At 43.6% G+C, this 19736-nt stretch carries 20 protein-coding genes; 6 read left to right on the top strand and 14 right to left on the bottom strand.

Annotated features, from left to right (window positions below):
* The first annotated feature begins 15 nt into the window (after positions 1 to 15).
* On the top strand, positions 16 to 396 hold the full coding sequence (locus IE164_RS08345) for a hypothetical protein (RefSeq protein ID WP_189629754.1): 381 nt from the start codon (positions 16 to 18) through the stop codon (positions 394 to 396).
* Here IE164_RS08345 and rsmG read toward each other — a convergent pair.
* The 3 genes from rsmG to IE164_RS08360 form a co-directional block, all read right to left on the bottom strand.
* Complete coding sequence (gene rsmG / locus IE164_RS08350) at positions 390 to 1016, bottom strand: 16S rRNA (guanine(527)-N(7))-methyltransferase RsmG (RefSeq protein ID WP_189629755.1); 627 nt, start codon at positions 1014 to 1016, stop codon at positions 390 to 392. The two genes, IE164_RS08345 and rsmG, sit on opposite strands and share 7 nt — an antisense overlap.
* A gap of 86 nt (positions 1017 to 1102) precedes the next feature.
* Positions 1103 to 1711, bottom strand: a complete 609-nt coding sequence (locus tag IE164_RS08355; protein WP_189629756.1) for an RNA polymerase sigma factor — start codon at positions 1709 to 1711, stop codon at positions 1103 to 1105.
* Entirely contained in the window at positions 1702 to 2769 is a 1068-nt protein-coding gene (locus tag IE164_RS08360; RefSeq protein ID WP_189629757.1) for a glycosyltransferase, read from the bottom strand. The genes IE164_RS08355 and IE164_RS08360 overlap by 10 nt, the downstream gene beginning before the upstream one ends.
* 105 nt (positions 2770 to 2874) lie before the next feature.
* Here IE164_RS08360 and tgt point away from each other — a divergent pair, with 105 nt between their 5' ends.
* The 3 genes from tgt to IE164_RS08375 are packed head-to-tail and all read left to right on the top strand — an operon-like array spanning position 2875 to position 6013.
* Positions 2875 to 4005: a tRNA guanosine(34) transglycosylase Tgt gene (gene tgt, locus IE164_RS08365; RefSeq protein WP_189629758.1), complete on the top strand. Its 1131-nt coding sequence runs from the start codon at positions 2875 to 2877 to the stop codon at positions 4003 to 4005.
* Positions 4002 to 5084 carry an LptF/LptG family permease gene (locus IE164_RS08370; RefSeq protein ID WP_308440964.1) on the top strand — a complete coding sequence of 361 codons (1083 nt, stop codon included), beginning with the start codon at positions 4002 to 4004 and terminating at the stop codon, positions 5082 to 5084. Before tgt ends, IE164_RS08370 begins: the two co-directional genes overlap by 4 nt.
* Positions 5084 to 6013, top strand: coding sequence for a DMT family transporter (locus IE164_RS08375; protein ID WP_189629759.1), 930 nt, complete (start codon positions 5084 to 5086; stop codon positions 6011 to 6013). The genes IE164_RS08370 and IE164_RS08375 overlap by 1 nt, the downstream gene beginning before the upstream one ends.
* Here IE164_RS08375 and IE164_RS08380 read toward each other — a convergent pair.
* From IE164_RS08380 to IE164_RS08425, 10 genes are all read right to left on the bottom strand, one after another.
* Positions 5997 to 6845, bottom strand: a complete 849-nt coding sequence (locus IE164_RS08380) for a M23 family metallopeptidase (protein WP_189629760.1) — start codon at positions 6843 to 6845, stop codon at positions 5997 to 5999. The genes IE164_RS08375 and IE164_RS08380 overlap by 17 nt on opposite strands.
* Positions 6836 to 7651 (bottom strand): 4-(cytidine 5'-diphospho)-2-C-methyl-D-erythritol kinase, encoded by an 816-nt coding sequence (ispE, locus tag IE164_RS08385; protein ID WP_189629761.1) that lies wholly within the window; start codon positions 7649 to 7651, stop codon positions 6836 to 6838. Before ispE ends, IE164_RS08380 begins: the two co-directional genes overlap by 10 nt.
* Positions 7652 to 7762: 111 nt before the next feature.
* Entirely contained in the window at positions 7763 to 8581 is an 819-nt protein-coding gene (locus IE164_RS08390) for an enoyl-ACP reductase FabI (protein ID WP_189629762.1), read from the bottom strand.
* Between the two features lie 74 nt (positions 8582 to 8655).
* Positions 8656 to 9786 (bottom strand): carbohydrate porin, encoded by a 1131-nt coding sequence (locus tag IE164_RS08395; protein ID WP_189629763.1) that lies wholly within the window; start codon positions 9784 to 9786, stop codon positions 8656 to 8658.
* Positions 9787 to 9897: 111 nt separating this feature from the next.
* Positions 9898 to 11553, bottom strand: coding sequence for a DNA repair protein RecN (recN, locus tag IE164_RS08400; RefSeq protein WP_189629764.1), 1656 nt, complete (start codon positions 11551 to 11553; stop codon positions 9898 to 9900).
* A gap of 100 nt (positions 11554 to 11653) precedes the next feature.
* Positions 11654 to 12556: a type IX secretion system protein PorD gene (gene porD / locus IE164_RS08405; RefSeq protein ID WP_229838590.1), complete on the bottom strand. Its 903-nt coding sequence runs from the start codon at positions 12554 to 12556 to the stop codon at positions 11654 to 11656.
* Positions 12543 to 13739 (bottom strand): bifunctional phosphopantothenoylcysteine decarboxylase/phosphopantothenate--cysteine ligase CoaBC, encoded by a 1197-nt coding sequence (coaBC, locus tag IE164_RS08410; RefSeq protein ID WP_189629766.1) that lies wholly within the window; start codon positions 13737 to 13739, stop codon positions 12543 to 12545. The genes porD and coaBC overlap by 14 nt, the downstream gene beginning before the upstream one ends.
* A 5-nt stretch (positions 13740 to 13744) precedes the next feature.
* Positions 13745 to 14071 (bottom strand): DNA-directed RNA polymerase subunit omega, encoded by a 327-nt coding sequence (locus IE164_RS08415; RefSeq protein ID WP_189629767.1) that lies wholly within the window; start codon positions 14069 to 14071, stop codon positions 13745 to 13747.
* Position 14072: 1 nt separating this feature from the next.
* A complete protein-coding gene (locus IE164_RS08420; protein WP_189629768.1) occupies positions 14073 to 14903 on the bottom strand; it encodes an outer membrane protein assembly factor BamD in 831 nt (276 codons plus the stop codon).
* Positions 14904 to 15113: 210 nt separating this feature from the next.
* Positions 15114 to 16619, bottom strand: a complete 1506-nt coding sequence (locus IE164_RS08425; RefSeq protein WP_189629769.1) for an OstA-like protein — start codon at positions 16617 to 16619, stop codon at positions 15114 to 15116.
* On the opposite strand from IE164_RS08425, the gene tilS reads away from it, so the two are divergent.
* Positions 16606 to 18006 (top strand): tRNA lysidine(34) synthetase TilS, encoded by a 1401-nt coding sequence (gene tilS, locus IE164_RS08430; RefSeq protein WP_189629770.1) that lies wholly within the window; start codon positions 16606 to 16608, stop codon positions 18004 to 18006. The genes IE164_RS08425 and tilS overlap by 14 nt on opposite strands.
* Positions 18007 to 18098: 92 nt before the next feature.
* Entirely contained in the window at positions 18099 to 19019 is a 921-nt protein-coding gene (gene mdh, locus IE164_RS08435; RefSeq protein WP_189629771.1) for a malate dehydrogenase, read from the top strand.
* 88 nt (positions 19020 to 19107) lie between these two features.
* Here mdh and IE164_RS08440 read toward each other — a convergent pair whose 3' ends face one another.
* Positions 19108 to 19656, bottom strand: a complete 549-nt coding sequence (locus IE164_RS08440; protein ID WP_189629772.1) for a toxin-antitoxin system YwqK family antitoxin — start codon at positions 19654 to 19656, stop codon at positions 19108 to 19110.
* Positions 19657 to 19736 lie beyond the last annotated feature (80 nt).

Genomic DNA, 19736 nt, shown 5'->3' on the forward strand with positions numbered 1-19736 from the left:
TGAAAAGAAAAAGCCATGAATCTCACCGATCCTGTTCACAAAAAAGTCATTGGTATCATTTTCATTATCTTCAGTGCTTTTGGTCTTCTGAGTATTCTGTTTTATGATCAGTTTATGGATTTTATCATTCGAATGGCTGCGCAAGATGGAGATATGCTTCCGGAAGCTGCATGGATTTTCGATTTCATCAGCTCCTTACTTTGGGGGATAGCCCTTATTTTCTTCATTCCTCGAATTATTATTGGGATAGGGCTTGTTAATCAACGCAAGTGGGCCGAAGTTCCGGCTTTGGTATATGGCATAATAAGCCTTATCAATATTCCTATTGGTACCCTACTGGGAGTCTATTGCATTTTGGTGCTAACGGCCAAAAAAAGGACAGAAGAAGACTACTGAGCCGGTATATAGACCACTTTCTTGGTCTCGAAGAACTCTTCTTTAAAGTGCTCTGAAAGTGCATATGTTTTTATACGCTTCAACTTAGACTCCTTTAGTTCTTCATCCAACTCGCCACCTTTTAGGTACAGGATACCGTTTTTGAGGGAGTGGTTAGACTGCTTCATAAACTTGTCTTTCACCCAGGGATAAAAATTGCCCATACGTGTGACCGCACGGCTCACAACAAAATGGAACTGGCCCTCCACTTGCTCAGCCCTTACGTGCTGACCTTTGACATTTTCAAGGCCCAGGGCTTGGGCTACTTCGTTAACCACTTTGATTTTCTTGCCAATGGAGTCTACCAAAAGAAATTGGCACTCGGGGAAAAGTATGGCCAGCGGAATACCGGGAAAGCCACCTCCTGTGCCTACGTCAAGAATCCGCGTTCCCGGCCTGAAGTTCAATACCTTGGCTATACCCAATGAGTGAATCACATGTCGCTCCATGAGGTTCTCAATGTCTTTTCTGGAGACTACGTTGATTTTATCATTCCATTCGGCATATAGACCCGGCAGACGTTCGAACCGTTCTTTTTGCTCTTGGTTCAGGTTGGGAAAGTACTGAAGCAGATTCTTCATGCTGCAAAGATATATGGAATACCCATTGACTAGCTCCATTCTGCCAATTTAAAGGGCAGAGGAAGATGCAATGACCGTTGGTGCGATTAGATGTGCTCCTTCTTATTTTTCACCAAATCGTACATGAGCTCTCTGGCACGGTGTAGTTGAGCTTTTACAGTACCCAATGGTGCTCCCAGTTCCTGAGCAATTTCATCGTAGCTCAGTTCATCGAAGTAGCGTAGTTTTACTAACCGCTGATATTTTGCAGGTAGTTTGTCTACAAACATATGGACCAGCTCAATTTTTTGAGCCTTTATGGTTTCATCTTGTGGGTTCAGATTTTTATCCTGAACATCAATGGTTACAGCCTCTCCGTTGTCATCGGTAAACGATGTGTTAAGGCTCATGGTGTCAAGCCGCCTTTTGCGAATAAAGTCAATGGTATTGTTAGTGGCTATACGGAACAGCCAGGTAGAGAAAGTAAAGTCTTTTTTAAACTTATGAAGGTTTTTGAAAGCCTTTGCAAAAGCTTCAATGGTCAGGTCTTCGGCATCATCGACATTACGAACCATTTTAAGGATCATATGATAAACCGGTTTCTTATACCGTTTCATAAGATCAGCATAAGCCTGTTCGTCTAGCCCTGAAACTGCTGCGTCAATTAACCTGAAATCTTCTAATGCCTTTTTTGAGAATTGCTTACCTACTTCCATTCAACTTGCTTCGTTGCCAATGCCTTTATGGCGACTAAGGGATAATAAAAACAATAACAAAGATCTAAAAAAGGAAGCGACCAAATTTCTATCTCTGTTTTGAGTTTTTGCCCCAATTGCCTGATGATTGCATAGTTCAACAGACATCTGACGCCAAAGGCCGTCCATATCCATGAGGGGAGTGAACTGGTAGCCAATGCCCAAAAAAACAATCCCCATCCGACCACACAAGATAACGTAAAAATTCCCAAAAGCGTTTGGTCTTTTTTATCATAGTGCTTTCCGGCTGATAAATGTCTGATTTTCTGATGCAAGTATGATTTAAGCGTCTCTTTTGGCGTACTTACAGTGAATGCAGCTGGTTCAATAAGAATTTGTATGGAGTGTGTTTTGCTCAGGTGGCCAACCATTAAATCATCGTCTCCACCTTCTAAATGACCAATCTTTTTTAGAAAATCAAGGTCGTAATGTTGGTGGGTCACCGCCCAGTTTCTTCCCACTCCCATGTAAGGTTTTTTCCACAAGGCAAAGCCCAAATACTGCATAGCTACCCAAAGGGTCTCATACTGAATAAACCGGTTTAGCCAGCCCTTTCTTTTAGCATAAGGCGAGTACCCCAGTACAACCTGATAATCATTCACCAGAGCGTTACCCATAAGCTGAATCCATTGATCTGAGGCTGGCAGACAATCCACATCGGTAAACAGTAGTTTGGAAAACCGGGCTTTTTGTACTCCACAGAACAATGCATATTTCTTTCCGGTCCAACCGGCAGGTAACGACTCCACATCCACTACGGTCAGGGCCTTCCATTGTTTTTGCCATTCGTTCAGTAGTAAGGCTGACTGGTCTGTAGAACGATCATTTACAACAATTACCTCATACGGATACTCCTGGTCTTGTTCTTTGAGCCTTTGGAGTAACTGATTCAGGTTTTTAGCTTCATTTCGAGCGGCAATAATTACCGATACCCCCTGGTGATTGTCAAACGTTTTTGGGTCTCTATGCCTGATTAATGGAATACCAAGTGCAAGGACAAAACCAGTTTGCACAGCCATACAGATTAAAAATGCAATATCAATGAGGCTCAATGAGGAAAGAATAAACGCTAAAGAAAATAGAATTAAGCAATACTGCTATTTTTGTGGCTTCAAATCAAGTCGATGGAGTTTAAGCTAGTAGCAGAAGATAAGGGGTCGAAGGCAAGAGCAGGGGTTGTAACTACCGATCATGGTAGCATAGAAACCCCAATTTTTATGCCTGTGGGTACCGCAGGTACCGTAAAGGCCGTACATCAACGTGAACTACACAATGATGTACAAGCTCAAATTATTTTGGGCAACACCTATCACCTTTATTTGAGACCCGGACTGGATGTAATTGAAGGAGCCGGGGGACTGCATCGTTTCAACGGCTGGGACAAGCCAATTCTTACGGACTCAGGTGGGTATCAGGTGTATTCACTGTCTGGAACCCGAAAGATCAAAGAGGAGGGTGTAACTTTTAAATCACATATCGATGGGTCTAAGCATGTGTTTACCCCAGAAAATGTGATGGATATTCAGCGAACCATTGGGGCTGATATTATCATGGCTTTTGATGAGTGTACTCCTTATCCCTGTGAATATGGATACGCCCGTGAGTCTATGGAAATGACCCACCGGTGGCTAAAGCGTTGTTGTGATAGGTTTGATGCCACCGAGGGTAAATATGGATATTCGCAGACCCTTTTTCCAATAGTACAGGGCAGCACCTTCAAAGATTTACGCATCAAGTCGGCCGAAACAATCGCCTCGTTCGAGAGAGAAGGTAATGCCATAGGAGGGCTTTCTGTAGGGGAGCCTCATGAAATGATGTATGAGCAAACTGAAGTGGTTTGCGATATTCTGCCAAAAGATAAACCCCGATACCTGATGGGGGTGGGCACGCCAGAAAATATACTGGAATGTATAGCTCTGGGGGTAGATATGTTCGACTGTGTTATGCCAACCCGTAATGCACGTAACGGAATGCTGTTTACCTCAGAAGGAATTATTAACATCAGGAACGAAAAGTGGAAGAACGACTATAGCCCCATTGACCCAAATCTTGGTGGCTATGTAGACACTTTTTACAGCAAGGCATATTTAAGACACTTGGTGGTAAGTAAAGAAATTTTGGCTGCGCAAATTGCATCCATTCACAACCTTACCTTTTACCTGTGGCTGGTAAAAGAAGCCAGAAAAGAAATACGAAAAGGCACGTTTATTAATTGGAAAAACCAAATGGTGAAAAAGGTGACCAGACGATTATGATGAGAATTCTCGATAGGTATATTCTCGTTAAGTTTCTGACCACCTTTGTGTTTGTGGTCGGTATACTGGTTTCTATTGTACTCATTATTACCTTCTCTGAGCGCAACGAAAGCTTCATTAAAAACGAAGTTCCCGCCCGCCTGATCATAGAGTATTTCTTAACCTACGCGCCCTATATAGCGAACCTTATTACCCCTATAACGGTTTTTATTGCTACGGTTTTTGTTACCTCCAAACTGGCCAGTCATACAGAGATTATCGCTATTCTGAGTGGTGGAGTTAGTTATCCGCGTATGCTAAGACCCTTCTTTTTTGGGTCAGTGATTATTGCCATAACCAGCTTCGTTTTTACCGGTTGGGTTATTCCCGAGGCCAATAAATTCAGGGTCGCATTCGAACAGGCTTATTTTGGTCAGGAGTTCAATTTTTCGGAACGCGATGTGCACTTTAAGGTGAGCCCCACAACTTATGCCTACATTGCCTCATACGACTCGCGCAGAGATATTGCTTTTCGCTTCACGTTGGAAGAAATAAAAGGAACCGATGTTGAGTGGAAGTTTACTGCCAGGCAGGTAAAGTGGGATTCTTTGCAACAAGGATGGGAGGCTTCAGATTGGACTCTCCGTAAATTTTTGCCTATGGGCGAAGACTATAAATACGGAAAGAACAACGACACGCTTCTGAAAATTAACATGAAACCCAGTGATTTTGGTAACCTGAACAGTTTTGAACAAACGCTTACCCTCAATGAACTGGATCAATACATTGCCGACCTTAAAATGAAAGGGGCAGATAATATACCCATATATGTTATTGAGAAGTATGTTCGGTATATGTCGCCTTTCTCGGCTATCATTCTCACCTTCATCGGAGTTATTCTCTCTTCACGCAAAACAAGGGGAGGTGTAGGCTTTCAAATTGCGCTTGGCTTCATGATTGCCTTCATTTATATCATACTCTTTATAGCCGCAAAAAGCAATGCTGAGGCAGGTTCAACCAACCCCTTGCTGGCAGTTTGGATTCCTAATATCATTTTCTCCATTATTGGTGTACTTTTGTACCGTTTTGTCCCAAAATAATGGAATCGGCTTCTTTAAGAGACTTTTTAAAACTCCACTTTATAGTATTTCTCTGGGGGTTTACGGCCATACTTGGCAATGAAATGAGTATCGATTCAACCGATTTGGTTTTGTACCGAACGGGAATAGCAGCACTGGTGCTTTCGGTAGTCATGCGATTCAAAGACAAAACCTTTAAATTCCCTCCCCGAGGGGTTTTTCATTTGTTTCTCACCGGTCTTGTGGTAGCTGCCCATTGGGTTACTTTTTTCGAAGCCGCCAGAGTATCAACTGTATCAGTTTGCCTGGCCGGAATGGCTACTACTACTTTCTGGACCAGTTTGGTAGAGCCGTTATTCAAAAAACAACGCATTCAGCCTTTTCAGGTATTCCTCGGCTTGGTGGTAATATTTGGTTTGTACCTCATCTTTAAATTTGAATTCACCCATGCCTACGGCCTTCTTCTGGCCATTATTTCAGCATTTCTGGCAGCTGTTTTTTCGGTGCTCAATTCTAAATTCACCCTAAAGTATCCGCCCTACGGTATTACCTTTTATGAAATGCTTTCGGCAGCAGTAGGGCTGTTATTGTTCATTCCGGTGTACAAAACTTTTGTACTGCACAGCGAAATAATGTATCAATGGCCGGAGCCAAGAGACTGGGTACTTCTCTTGCTTTTAAGTGGGGTTTGTACCGTATATGCCTTTTCGGTTGGAGTGGAGCTTATGAAGCGTATTTCGGCTTTCGTGGTTAACCTAACCATTAATTTGGAGCCTGTGTATGGTATAGTACTGGCCCTGCTCATTTATGGGGAAGATGAGCAAATGAGCACAGGTTTCTACTACGGTACCCTCGTGATTCTTGGAGCTGTTTTGACATATCCGGTCATTAGAAGAATGCAAAGGCGCAGGCAGCTCAGCGTTGAAAGCAAGCCTAAAATGGGTGCTTAAAAGCGGTATATAATTCGCCTTCTTGAAGGCTTTGCACTTTGCCCTCTGCTACTTCGAAGCGAACAGGGATAGTAATATATGGCGATTTACCGGTGGTATATACCACAAAGTGGAGATGAGACCCTGAAGCCCAACCGGTAGCCCCTGCGAGAGCTATGGGCTGCCCTTCCAATACTGTATCTCCCAGTGAAACCAAAACACCTCTGTACTTCAGGTGCACGTAGTCTGCCAAGGTTCCATCATCATGCAGAAGGGTCACATAATTTGAGTAGTCGGCACATTCAGAACTTGGGCAGCCTCTTCGAGAGTCTTCTTTTATACGTACCACCACACCCGGTCTGGCTGCCGTTATGGTATCGCCTTCAGGCATCGTAAAGTCCAATGCATTAGAGCCGCGATGGGTTGTTGCTCCGTTATAGCCTTGGCTTAGACGGTAAGATTTGCCTTTGAGAAATGGCAACCGGTAGGTATGGTCATCGTTATGCACGGCCTTGGCGTTGCCTATGGCATAGTTGTAACTGAGTTGATAAGACCATGTCTGATTGTGTGGTTTGGTAATGGAGGTGAGTTTGAGGGCTCGTGTTTTTGGCGGAATTACGTAAAATTCCTCCATATCTTCGGGCAGTTTGGCGTTCACCACTCTCAACTGAAGCGATACTGAAATTGGGAAAAGCTCCTGGTTATCGGCTAGTATCGATACTTCGTTTTCACTATCCTCTGCAAATATTCTTAGTTCCATATCTACGCTTTGAGCAAACGTCCAGTGTACACTAAGAAGTAAAAGGAAGGTCCAACGCATGGATGAAGAAACGAACTTTCTTACTACAGGCACATGGTTTGATAAAAGAATTTGTCTTTTAGGGCCCAAATTTCTTCCGGTTTAGAATTGAAAAGCCCGAAAATACTTGATCCTGAACCACTCATAGCCGCATATTGAGCCCCTGATTGATAGAGTGTGTCTTTGATTGTTTTGAGTTGAGGATGATCTTTAAAAATCGAATCTTCAAAGTCATTGACCAGCTCTGTCCGCCACCGTTCAAAGTTTTTGCTTAAAAGAAGGGGTTCAAGTGCTGTGGGGGCTGCTTTGGGACTCACCCCTGCATAAGCCTTTTGTGTAGCTATATGAATGGCCGGATATACCAGCACCAGGTACATTCCACTTAAATCAAGAGCCAGGGGAGAAAGCTCTGTGCCGGTGCCCGTGGCCATTGCGGCTTGATTACCGATAAAAAAAGGGCAATCGGATCCTAGCTCTCCTGCATATTCTTCCAGTAAACTATCATCTAAGAACAGCTGAAAGTGTTGGTTCAGGGCTTTGAGCATAAAGGCAGCATCTGCCGAGCCTCCTCCCAAACCTGCTCCAATAGGAATGTGTTTATGCAGGTGAATATCGAGTTCCGGAAGCTGAAAATCCTTCTTTAACAGCTTGTAAGCTCTAAGCACTAAATTGTCCTTTCCATCTTGGGGAATGTGGCTTCCGCTGGCCTGAAAGCTTGTTTTTTTCTTAGCGGGTACAAACTCCAGGGCGTCTTTTAGCGGGATGGGGTAAAAAGAAGTATTGATGGCATGATAGCCGTTGCTGAGTTTCTCAGTGATTTGTAAACCAAGGTTAATTTTTGCGTTGGGAAAAACCAGCATGTTGTATAAAAGGGGGCTTAACAACTACTGTGCTCACCCTAATGGCCTGTGTAAAAAGAATTACTAAAGCCCCGATGATTGACACACGAGTTGCTAAGACCCCTGTTTGTATTAGTTGTCTTTCTTCAAATCTTCGATCAACCGATCTGTAATGCCCGAGGTAGAAAATCCTCCATCGTGCATTAGGTTTTGCATGGTTACCATTCGCGTAAAGTCTGAGAAATACATTACACAGTATTTGGCACAATCTTCAGCACTGGCATTGCCTAGTGGAGACATTTTGTCGGCATAATCATAGAATACATCAAAACCTCCAACACCGGTGCCGGCAGTGGTCATGGTTGGCGATTGAGAAATGGTATTTACACGTACTTTTTTAAGTCGGGCAAATCGTTCTCCATAGCTTCTGGCGATAGACTCAAGCATGGCTTTGGCGTGGGCCATATCAGAGTAGTCAGGGAAGGTTCTCTGTGCTGCAATGTATGAGAGTGCCATTATAGATCCCCACTCATTCATGGCGTCTAACTTCTCGGCTGTTTGCATTACTTTATGGAAGGAGATAGCCGAAACATCGAGTGTTTTCATTAGCCAGTCGTAGTTTAGGTCGCCATAGTCTTTGCCTTTTCTCACATTGGGGCTCATGCCAATGGAGTGCAGAACAAAATCTATTTTTCCGCCTAAAACCTCCATAGATTTGGTAAACAAGTTTTCCAAATCTTCTACAGAAGTAGCATCGGCAGGAATAATTTCGGCATTACACTCTTCAGCCAGTTTATTAATTGTTCCCATTCGCAGAGCAATTGGGGCGTTGGTCAATGTAAAAGAAGCACCTTCGGCATGGGCAACTTGCGCCACTTTCCAGGCGATAGAGCGCTCATCTAGCGCACCGAAAATGATTCCTCTTTTTCCTTTAAGTAGGTTATGTGACATGATATTCGATCGTTTTGCGTGTCAAAAATAGGGAATTGGATTTAAAATGGAGAGTTTGCAGAATCACATTTAGCTCAGAATTCAATATAGGCCCTGAGTGCCAGTACAACGGGGTTTTTCATAGGTCTGCGAATTTCGTTCATGCCTATGTAGTGGAAGTAGGGCTGAAGACTGAGCCAGTCGTCAACTTCTTGCTTAAAGTTAATTTCAAGCACTGTTTCAGAGGCCAGCCCATCGGCCAAATTTCCATATTCTGTATTTACTTTGGCATGAGCAACAGCCATTCCCAGAGCATTGGGTCGACTGGAGTTTATGAGATTGTCTATTTTCATTCCCAACCCCAGGTAATAGTCGAGCAAACTTGCCTTTTGTTTAACCGTGAGGTTGTATTGTGCAAAAAGGCTGAGCTTCTTCTTTTCTTGCCATTGCAAGAGCATAAGATCACTCACCAGGTAAAGTCCGGAAAGCCCGTCCGTGGTTGTGTTTGCACCGGGAGTATAATCAGTAAAGGTACCTGAATGATAGTAAAACCCCACTTTCTGCACTAATCGGTTTTTGAACAGTTGGAACCGCGGCTCCAGAACGTAAATGAGTCCCTCTTTTTCATTCAGGGCCCAGTTAATGCCCAGGTAGTTGTTTCGGGGCATGGCAAACTGACCATCGAATATACCGGCTTTAATCCTCACCAACTCGGTAATGGGTATCTGAGTGGTAAGTGAAAAACCGGTTACCGGGTAGGTGGGGGCGGGTACGTTCATAGCGGCTACAGCATCTATGCCAAAAGAGCTATGTGTAAAGAGCAATCCGTTGCGGCTAACGAGAAAATCGGTGTTGATATCCACCTGCCCCAGTTTCACCCAAAAGTCACCTTGTTTGTATTGATAATAGACCTCAAAGAAGCCGTAATTGAAACCGGCTTCAAGGTTCGAGAATGTTTGCAAGTCGCCAACAATGTTGGCTGAGGGTTCTCCACCGTGAGTAAGTGCCAGGCTGAGGTTCAGGCTATGGCCTTTTGGAAAATTGAGTTGACTGGTGTTGAGCAGCCAGCCAATAAAGTGAATATCTTTCCCTGAATTGGACGATGTGTGAGCCAGTATTTCGGTGAGATAGGCCGTATGATTTTCGTAAGAAATTCTTTGGTCTTGGGCTGCCAGGTTACAAACGAACAGCAGGCACAGAACAGCGTATACAGCGCATCTCCTCATAACTTCCAAAATACTAAAGGAGAGGCTAAAAGTAGTGACCTCGATTGAAATCAGAATTGATCTAAATAAACGTTAATGACTGTCTGATTTTGAGAGAGGTGTGGAAACGCCTCAACCCATGTTCATTAGTTCGCGGGCCGAGTCCAAGGCTTTGGCCGATGCTCCTTTGCCTCCAATCATTTCGGCAATTTCCTTCAGGCGATCGGCTTCGTTGAGGAGTTTAATCTGGCTGTTGGTAGTGGTTTCAGACTCATCTTTATACACAAAGTAGTGAGCTGCACCTTTAGCGGCAATTTGTGGCAAGTGGGTAATGGTAATTACCTGATGGTTTTGTGCCATTCGTTCCATCATTTGCGCCATTTTTATAGCAATTTCTCCGGAAATGCCCGTATCTATCTCATCGAATACGATTGTAGGTAAGGCGGTTTTGTCGGCCAGAATGTACTTTATGGCAAACATAAGTCGCGAAAACTCTCCACCGGAAGCCGCTTGTTTTAACGGGCTGGGAGAGATGCCTTTATTGGCCGAAAAGAGAATATCAATTAGGTCTGAACCCGATGGGCTCAATGCAATTTCCTCATGTTTTACCTGAAGGGTGGCACTGGGCATCCCCAGGTCGCTCAGTAGTTCTTTTACCGATTGCTCTAGCTGAACGAATACGGCTTTTCGCGAATCTGAGAGTGCTTTGGCTTGTTGTTGGGCGGCCGCAAGAGCTCTGCTTTCGGCTTTGGCTGCCTCTTCTATGGCTTCATCGAGATTGCCCAGCCGCATTACTTTTTGCCCGAGTTCTTCATAAATATCTAATAGTTCTTCAATAGAGCCTACCTGATGTTTTTGTTGCAGCTTGTAAATGAGGCTCAACCGCTCCTGACATTCTTGCATACGTTGCGGGTCTACCTCTACCCGAGCCTCCTCATTTTCAAGTTCGCTCACAATATCTTTCAGCTCAATTTGCAGACTTTCAATACGCTCTCTTAACTGTTCATAGGCTTTGTCATAAGCGCTAATTGAACTCAGTGAACCTTTTAATTCCTGAATTAGCGAAAGGGCATTGAATTCCGACTGATCGGTGAGCATTAAGGCTTCGTTGAGCTTTGTTTTAATTTCTTCGGCATGTTCCAGCCGGGAAAGCTCTTGTTCCAATTCGTCTTGCTCATTTGGAGACAAGGCGGCTTTGTCGAGTTCTTCAAACAAAAACTGATAATAGTCGGCCTCTTTGCTCATTTGGTTACCTTCTTCAACAAGCTCACGGTGTATTTTCTGTTTCTCTTTGTAGAGGTTATAAGCTTGTTTGTAGGCTTGCTTGAGCGGTTCATTATTGGCTACAATATCAATTACCTGCAATTGGTATGTGCTATTGCCAAGAGCCAGGGTTTCATGCTGAGAGTGCACGTCCATTAGACGTACGCCCAGGGCCTTAAGCACTTCTAAGGTGGTGGGAGAGTCATTTATAAAAGCTCGTGATTTGCCATTGGCGTTTACTTCTCGCCTTACAATGCACTCCTCGTCATAGTCAAGGTCGTGAGCTTCGAACAGGTCTTGAAGTGCGTAGGCTTTTATGTCGAATATGGCTTCAATAATGCACTTCTTGCGCTCATCGAACACTACACTCGACTCGGCTCTTTTACCTAACAGGAGTCCGAGGGCACCCAGCATAATAGATTTTCCGGCCCCAGTTTCGCCCGTAATAATATTGAGCGAGCCCACCGGACGAATTTGCAGTTGCTTAATGAGAGCGTAGTTTTCTATGGAGAGGCTTTTCAGCATGAAGCAAAAGTATCAATTCAGCCTACTCTAAACAACATCATTTTTTACCGGATGGAGCAATTTTAAGAAGGGAGAGAGTGCAAGTGCCGAGGGGCTAAACTCAGTTTTGAACAATCTTTTGGTACTTTGACCTGCGGGTTGGGTCTAGCTTAAGTAATTCGTTGTATACCTGCCTGCGAAGAGACATTTCACCCTGTGAAAAAATATTTACCAATTCGTCATTTTTTGCATCGAGAAAGGCAATAATGAGGATGGCATTGGGTTGAATAGCATTTACTTTTTGAATCTCTACCAGCGATTCATAAATATTTTTACGAGCTTCTTCGGGGGTGTCTTGAAAAATATCAAGTCCGTTGAGGTGGTAATCGTAGAGGGCTTGTCTAACCGGTTGAAACTGACCGTTGCTAAAGAGGTTTTCTACCAGCCAATATCTATTTCTTCGGCTTTGAAACTGCCCCCAGCCAACGGCTCCGGAGTTTTGTGCATTGTTCACTATGGTTAGGGCTCTTTCATAGTGTGATGTACCTCCAAGCGGACTAAAAGAGTCGTAGTCTACGCCTAGTGCGATATAAGCATAGTAGGCCAGAAGGGAGGTGATGTTGTTGGTAAAGCTGTTTTCATTGAATTGCAACGGCTGCGATTGTGTAAATTGAAATTCCCAGTCGCGGTCGGCAAAGTTGAGCAACAACGTTTCATAGGTGCTACCATACACGGGGCGCACCACCTGAATTTGAGCGTTGGCTGTAAATCTGCCAATACTGGGCTGATCTTGAATGGTGAGAATTAGGTTGCCTTTTATTTTTTCATTGTTTCTGAACTGATCATCGGTCCATTTGGTGTCATTCAAAAACCGTTCGAAAGCGGTTTTCATTTCTTCAAAGATGCCACGCTCAGTGGTTTGAACAACATCGGCATTAATACTTACTGTAAAGTTGAGTTCCTGAGCACAGAGTGGTGCCAGGCCAGTGAGTAACAGAAGTAGTGAAAGGCTAAAATTTTTCAACAATGTTTTTGATAATGTCTTTGGCAACCTCGGTTTTAGACTTTAACTCAAAATGTTGAATATTATTGGCTTTGTCAATCAGGGTAATCTTATTGGTATCGTGTCCGAAGCCTGCACCTGTGTCTTGCAACGAGTTAAGTACAATCAGGTCGAAGTTTTTACTTTTTATTTTTCCCTTGGCGTGTTCTATCTCGTTGTTGGTTTCCAGGGCAAAACCCACATTGAATTGTTCTTCTCTTTTTTTAGATCCGAGTGTTTTGGCAATGTCTATGGTCTTGCTCAGTTTGATTTCGAAGGCATCATTTTCCTTCTTTATCTTATGGTTGGCCACCTGAGCAGGAGCATAGTCGGCCACGGCTGCCGCAAATATATTGATGTGCGATGTGGCATAGTGTTCTTCACAGGCCTCATACATTTCTTTTCCACTTCTTACATTGATTCTATTCACCAGGGGATGTTCAATGACTAAGTGAGTTGGGCCCGCCACCAAGGTGACATGCGCACCCATTTGAGCTGCTTCCTGAGCCAGTGCAAAGCCCATTTTACCCGAAGAGTAGTTGCCAATGAACCGTACCGGATCTATGGCTTCATAGGTTGGCCCTGCTGTAATGAGTACCTTCTTGCCTTTTAGAGGGGCGTTTCTGCCGAAAAAATCAGAGAGACTTTCTGTCAACTCTTCCGGTTCGGCCATTCGTCCCTGGCCAACAAGACCACTGGCTAGTTCTCCATGCCGTGCTTCTATGAGTGTATGGCCAAATTGCTGAAGTCGTTGAATGTTGGTCTGCACCGCAGGGTGCTGATACATGTCTAAGTCCATGGCCGGGGCAAAAAGCACCGGACAACGGGCGGAGAGGTAGGTGGCCAGTAACAGGTTATCGCAAAGGCCATTAGCCATTTTGGCTATAGTATTGGCACTGGCCGGGGCTATAATGAATGCATCGGCCCACAGCCCCAGGTCTACGTGGTTGTTCCACTCACCTTCCTGGCCTTGGGTAAAATCAGAAAGCACCGGGTTTTTAGATAGGGTAGAAAGGGTTAGTGGAGAAATGAATGATTTGGCAGCTTCGGTCATTAAAACCTTCACTTCCGCTCCTTCTTTTACCAATAACCTAACGAAAATAGCAGCCTTGTAGGCTGCTATGCTGCCGGTTACCCCGACTATTATTTTCTTACCCTTCAACATGAAGATTATTTATCTTCTGCTGCAGCCTCTTCGGCTTCTTTGAATCTGAAGTAGATTTCACCATTCAAAAACTCTTCAATGGCCATAGCTGTAGGCTTTGGCATTCTTTCGTAGAATTTAGAAATCTCAATTTGTTCTCTGTTTTCGAAGATTTCTTCCAGGTTATCCACAGTAGAAGCGAATTCGGCCAGCTTGCCGTTGAGCTCCTCCTTCATGTTGCTGGCAATTTGCTTAGCTCTTTTTGAGATAATAGCTACTGACTCATAAATGTTGCCGGTTTGAGCGGCTATTTGGTCAGTATCTCTGGTAATGATTGATGGACTTGCTGCCATATTAATCGGTTTTCAGTTTATTTAATTCTTTTATCGATTGTTCGTAATAGTCTTTAACCCGATTGGTATACTGGCTTTCAGGATACTTTTCGGTAAATTCTCTGTAAAGTTCGATCGTTTTGTCGAACCGCTCTTTCCTCTTGGTTGTAATGCTGTTGTCGGCCAGCTTAAAACTGGTTTCAACACTCAGATACAGCAACTCTTCGTTGTACTTGGAGTCGGGAAAATCTTCTTTAAAAGCCTCAAAAGTAACGAGGGCTGCCTCTAAATAGTTTCTGTAAGAAAGCCCTGTTGTGAGTTTGTAGTATAGTTTGGCTGTTTGGTAGGCTTTGGTTTCAAACCGTACCTGAAGCTCATCTATTATTCGGTTGGCTTCCTGATAGCGCTGAGAGGCGGGGTAGCGGTTCAGGAAGTTTTGCATGGCTATTACGGCCTGTTCAGAACTGTTTTGGTCTAGTTCCGCATCGGGAGAGTCAAGATAAAGCGAATAGGCTTCCATGTATTGTGCCTCTTCTGCCAATGGGCTTCGGCCAAATGTCTGGTAAAATTCTTTGAACTGATAGGCGGCCAACTGGTATAGGCCCATGTAGTATTCACTGTAGGCCCAGTAGTATCTAATTTTTTCCGCTTGTTCAGAACCTCTGTAATAGGGATATATGCGTTCAAAGAGCAATTTGGCTCTATCGTATTTGCCTCTTTCGTAATAGGCTATGGCTCCGTTATACAGCTCGTTGTAATCGTTGGAGCGCTCCAGTTTACCCAATGTGGTGGTGCAACTTGAGTATAAACTCACAATGGCTAGTAAAACGAAAAAGAAAGGGGCTTTTTTCATGAGCCTGCAAAATTATCAGTTTGATTAGACTTTTCCAATTTGTTCAAATGGCTTAAGAGCAATTAATGCTATGACGTACAGTAGATTTAAGCCATGGTGCTTCATTTTGAAACGAAGCTCTTGCGTTAAGTATGCTTAGCACAAACGAAGGTAAGAGGTTCATTAATTTTATGTGACTGAGGCTAGAAAGATTAACCATTTTTAACCCGGCTAGCGGTCATATCGTAAATGCCTCGCCACTTGTTCAAGAGTGGGTTTTTCATCGCCAAGCCAATTGAAGCCTCGCAAGCGTCTGTCTAACCGGCTAATCTCAAATTCGGGCTTCACCTGGCCGTCTACCTGTTCATAATTACGGATTTCTGTTATGGTATTTTGGCTAAAATAAAGAGCCATATTGGAGCACTTCATGCTGTTCATAGATACAGCCCCCGAGGTTTCTTTTAGGTAATAAATACTTTCACCGTTTCCGTTTACGTGGGTCTTACTAATGAGCCCTTCATTAAAGTAGACTTCCATATCGCGACCTTTTACCTGATTGTAGTTTCCCAAAGTATCTTTGGAAATCACAAACGAATTGAGCCTGAGGTTCATTTTGTCGATTTTATTGTTTCGAACCTCAATGTTAATGGAGTCTGCTTTTATCTGGCTGTTCTCTACCCAAATAACCGGATCGGTGTACATGTAAATCACCGAGTCGGCAAAATTATAGCTTACCGAGTCGGCCATGCCTTGCATATTCGATTTGAACATTTTTACCTGATGGTATGCTGTGAGGTACTTGTTGTTCTCATCAGATTGGTCAGAGAACAACGTGTCTGCACTAATAAACAGAGAGTCGCCTTCCATCATTTTTCGCAAATAGGCCTGATCGTAGACCAGCGAAGTCTTTTTCAATTTATTGTAGAATCCCTTCTCACCATATATGGTCAGTGAGTCGGGTTTAGAGATAAGCTTGATGTTTCTGCTGGCGTTGTATAACTGCTTTTGGTCGTCTGTAATGAGCGTGTCTGCTTCAATAAAATAGTCCGGGCCATTAATGTTGCCTCGGTAAACTTCAGCATACTGCAACTGACGGTTATAAATAAGCCCATGGTTGGTTCTAAGTGTGTCAGAGTCAGAGGTAATGCCTATGGTTTTTCCCTTGGTTTTGGCCAGAGAGGTGTTAGTGTTGTAGTAAAGCGTATCGGCAGCCAGATCGAAATCAGGGTTGGTCATGGTTACCTTCTGAAAGAATTCGGCTTGTTTGGTTTGGGTATGATAATACCCCCATTGCGACTGCAGCTCATTTTGAGAGTCGATGAGGCGTCCGCCATTAAAGTAGTTTCCGGTTTTAGTAGTGCGGTTGTAGTCCAGAAAATCAGTGTAGAGGGTTACGCTATCGTCTTTCATTACCACATTGTTGCGGAGTTTGGCCCTTCGCGTATTACCATCGTACTCCATGTAGTCGCTCTCGATGTGAAGTGGGTCTACCGTATCTATAATTCTTACTCTGCCAAAAGCTCTGGCCGAATTGGTTTCTTTATTCAGATAGGCCGAGTCGCAGTAAATGTTGGTGTTGCCTTGTACCAGCCAAACATCGTTTTTGAGTCGCTGCACACTTTCTTTGCCAATATTAACTTTTGCTAAAAAGCCTGCTCGTTTGAGCTTTACCTCGGTTTGGCTCATTAATGGGCTGCACAAGGCTAGTATAATTAGGTAAAATGTGAGTCTTCTCATTCGTACGGGGGGCAAAATTAGCGATTTGTGCTATTTTTGGGTCATGTATGATCGCTTTTTACAGTTTATCAAAAAGCATGCCTTGATAGACCCGGGCGATCGCATTCTGGTAGGAGTGAGTGGAGGGGTAGATTCAATGACTCTACTTCATTTACTCAAAAAGTCAGGATACCCTTTGGTGGTAGCTCATTGCAATTTTCAATTGAGGGGCGAAGAGGCAAATAGGGATGAAGACCTGGTAAGAAATTATTGTCGCAAAGAGGCCATCACTTTTGAGGTACAACGCTTCCAAACCAAGGCCTATTCCCAACAAAAGGGTATTTCTACCCAAATGGCTGCCCGTGAGTTGCGTTATGAGTGGTTCGAAATGCTTCGGACAACTCACAATTGCCAGAAAGTGGCTATAGCTCATCATTTAGATGACTCCATAGAAACATTCTTTTTGAATTTGGCCAGAGGAACTTCGTTGAAAGGACTGAGGGGAATTGCGCCACGCAACCGGGAGGTAATACGCCCCTTGTTGGAGTTCACCAAAGAAGAATTGATAGAATTTGCCACAGCAACGGGAATAGAGTGGCGCGAAGATGCCAGTAATGCGGAGTCGTATTACAAAAGAAATCTTATCAGGCATCAGCTCATTCCTATTATGCACCAGCTCAATCCGGATTTTACAGGGGTAATGGCTCAAAACCTGCAAAAACTATCCGCTCGTTATTATACTTCTGAAAGGCTGTATGATGGTTGGAGGTCGGAGTTTATAAAAACCGGTACGAATGGTTTTCATTTGTCCAAAAAGACTGTGCTAAATGTATGTCAGAGCGCGTATGATCTATATGAGCTACTTAGAGACTTCAGTTTTAACTATGCTACTTGCCAACAGTTGTTCGATTGCTTGCAAGAAAATACAGAAGTTGGGAAAGTATTCCTCTCGGCAAGTCATAGGCTTGTTATAGATAGAGAGGATCTTTTAATAGTCAACGACAGCAATGCAGAGGTGCTACCACAGGTGGTTATGGAAAACACCGATAGCTTTAAGGTACATGGGGTTGGCTACACCATTCGGGTATGTTCTGCAGGTCAGGTTGCGGTAGATAAAGCGTCTGAAAATGCCATGCTCGACTTCGAAAGACTCCGTTTTCCCTTGCATTTAAGACCCTGGAAAATGGGCGATTCGTTTGCTCCTCTGGGCATGAAGGGCAAGCGCAAACTGGTCAGCGACTTTTTAATCGATGCCAAGGTGCCTTTATCAGAAAAAGGAAAGGTGATGGTTTTAGAGTCTAAAGGAGAAATTGCCTGGCTAGTTGGTTTCAGAATTTCAGAGCACTTCAAATTGTCTACTCAAACCACTAGCATTTGGTATGCCAGGAAAGAGAGCGTAAGCCATTGATAAAATAATGTGCTAAACATTTGTGCCTGAATTTTATTTAGAATTAAGGCTGCTTAACTTTGCCGCGTTTGTAAAAATAAACCCTTAAACCCATGAAAGTAACTGTAGTAGGTGCCGGAGCAGTAGGTGCCAGTTGTGCAGAGTATATTGCTATCAAAGACTTTGCTTCAGAAGTAGTTCTAATTGATATTAAAGAAGGTTTTGCCGAAGGTAAAGCCATGGATTTGATGCAGACTGCTTCATTGAACAGTTTCGATACAAAAATTACCGGAACTACTAACGATTACACAAAAACAGCGAACAGCGATGTGGCTGTAATTACCTCTGGTATTCCACGAAAACCGGGCATGACCCGCGAAGAGCTGATTAGCACCAATGCCGGTATTGTGAAGTCGGTGGCTGAAAATCTGATCAAGCATTCACCGAACGTAATCATCATTGTGGTATCTAACCCAATGGATACGATGACTTACCTAACTCACAAAGCTACCGGTTTGCCGAAGCACAGAATTATTGGAATGGGTGGAGCGCTTGATTCGGCTCGCTTTAAATATAGATTGGCCGAAGCTCTGGATGCACCTATTTCTGATGTTGACGGTATGGTGATTGGTGGGCATAGCGATACGGGTATGATTCCACTTACTCGTTTGGCTACCCGAAACTCTGTGCCGGTTTCTAAGTTCATTAGCGAAGAGCGCATGGAAGAAGTTAAGCAAGAAACCAAAGTTGGCGGAGCCACACTTACCAAGCTGTTGGGTACCTCTGCGTGGTATGCCCCGGGTGCGGCAGTATCGGCCATGGTTCAGGCCATTGCCAACGATTCTAAAAAAATGTTCCCTTGCTCATGCCTGCTGGAAGGAGAGTATGGCCTCGATGACATTTGTATAGGAGTGCCAACCCTTATTGGAGCTAAAGGTGTGGAGAGTATTGTAGAAATAGAGCTGACAGAGTCAGAAAAAGCAGAGTTGGCCAGCAGTGCAGATGCAGTAAGAAAAACAAACAGCTTGCTTTAAAGAGCCGGTTTGTTAATTAAATAGAAAGGGTTGTCTATTTGAGCATGAAGTGCTTTACAGACAACCCTTTTTTAGTGCTTTTTTCTATTTACTGTTCGTAAATCACCGAACCTTTGTCGTCTACAATCCTAAACTTGCTTTGCTTTAGAATGGAGATTTGCTCGCTGGTTTGCAAAGCATTTTGGTTTGCATCGAGAAATATTAGTGTACCTTCTTCATAAGACTTAAGCTTTTTACCGGGGCCCTTGCTAATTTTTATATTTGTTAGCTTTTCTCCCTGCCCGTAAGCATTAAGGCCAACCTCAAACTGAACTTTGACCTCTCCATTGGCATAAAACTCTGTGAAATCGCCAAAAAGCTTATTCACCTTATAGTTACGAATGCTTTTGACGTCTCCATCTTCAAAGAATTCGGTTGCTTTGCCATGCAATCGGCCATCAAGTGCCGCATAGGTAAACTTGAGAATATTATTCTCATAGTAGTCGATAATTTCTCCCGTAACCGGTTTTTCCTTGTGGATATAAAGTCCTCCGGAAAAGTGAACTTCAGATATAAGTATCTTTTCTGCCACCTTGTCGGCAGAGATACAGCACACTATTAAACAGGTTAGAATCAGTTTGTTGAGTACAAGCTTCATAGGTCTATTTTAAAAATCAACGATTGGCGTGGTTGATTTTCAAGGTTAAGGTTGTTGATATGTGTTTTTAAATTTCTGGG

This window comes from Roseivirga thermotolerans, assembly GCF_014653175.1.
In the GTDB taxonomy this organism is placed as follows: Bacteria; Bacteroidota; Bacteroidia; order Cytophagales; family Cyclobacteriaceae; genus Roseivirga; species Roseivirga thermotolerans.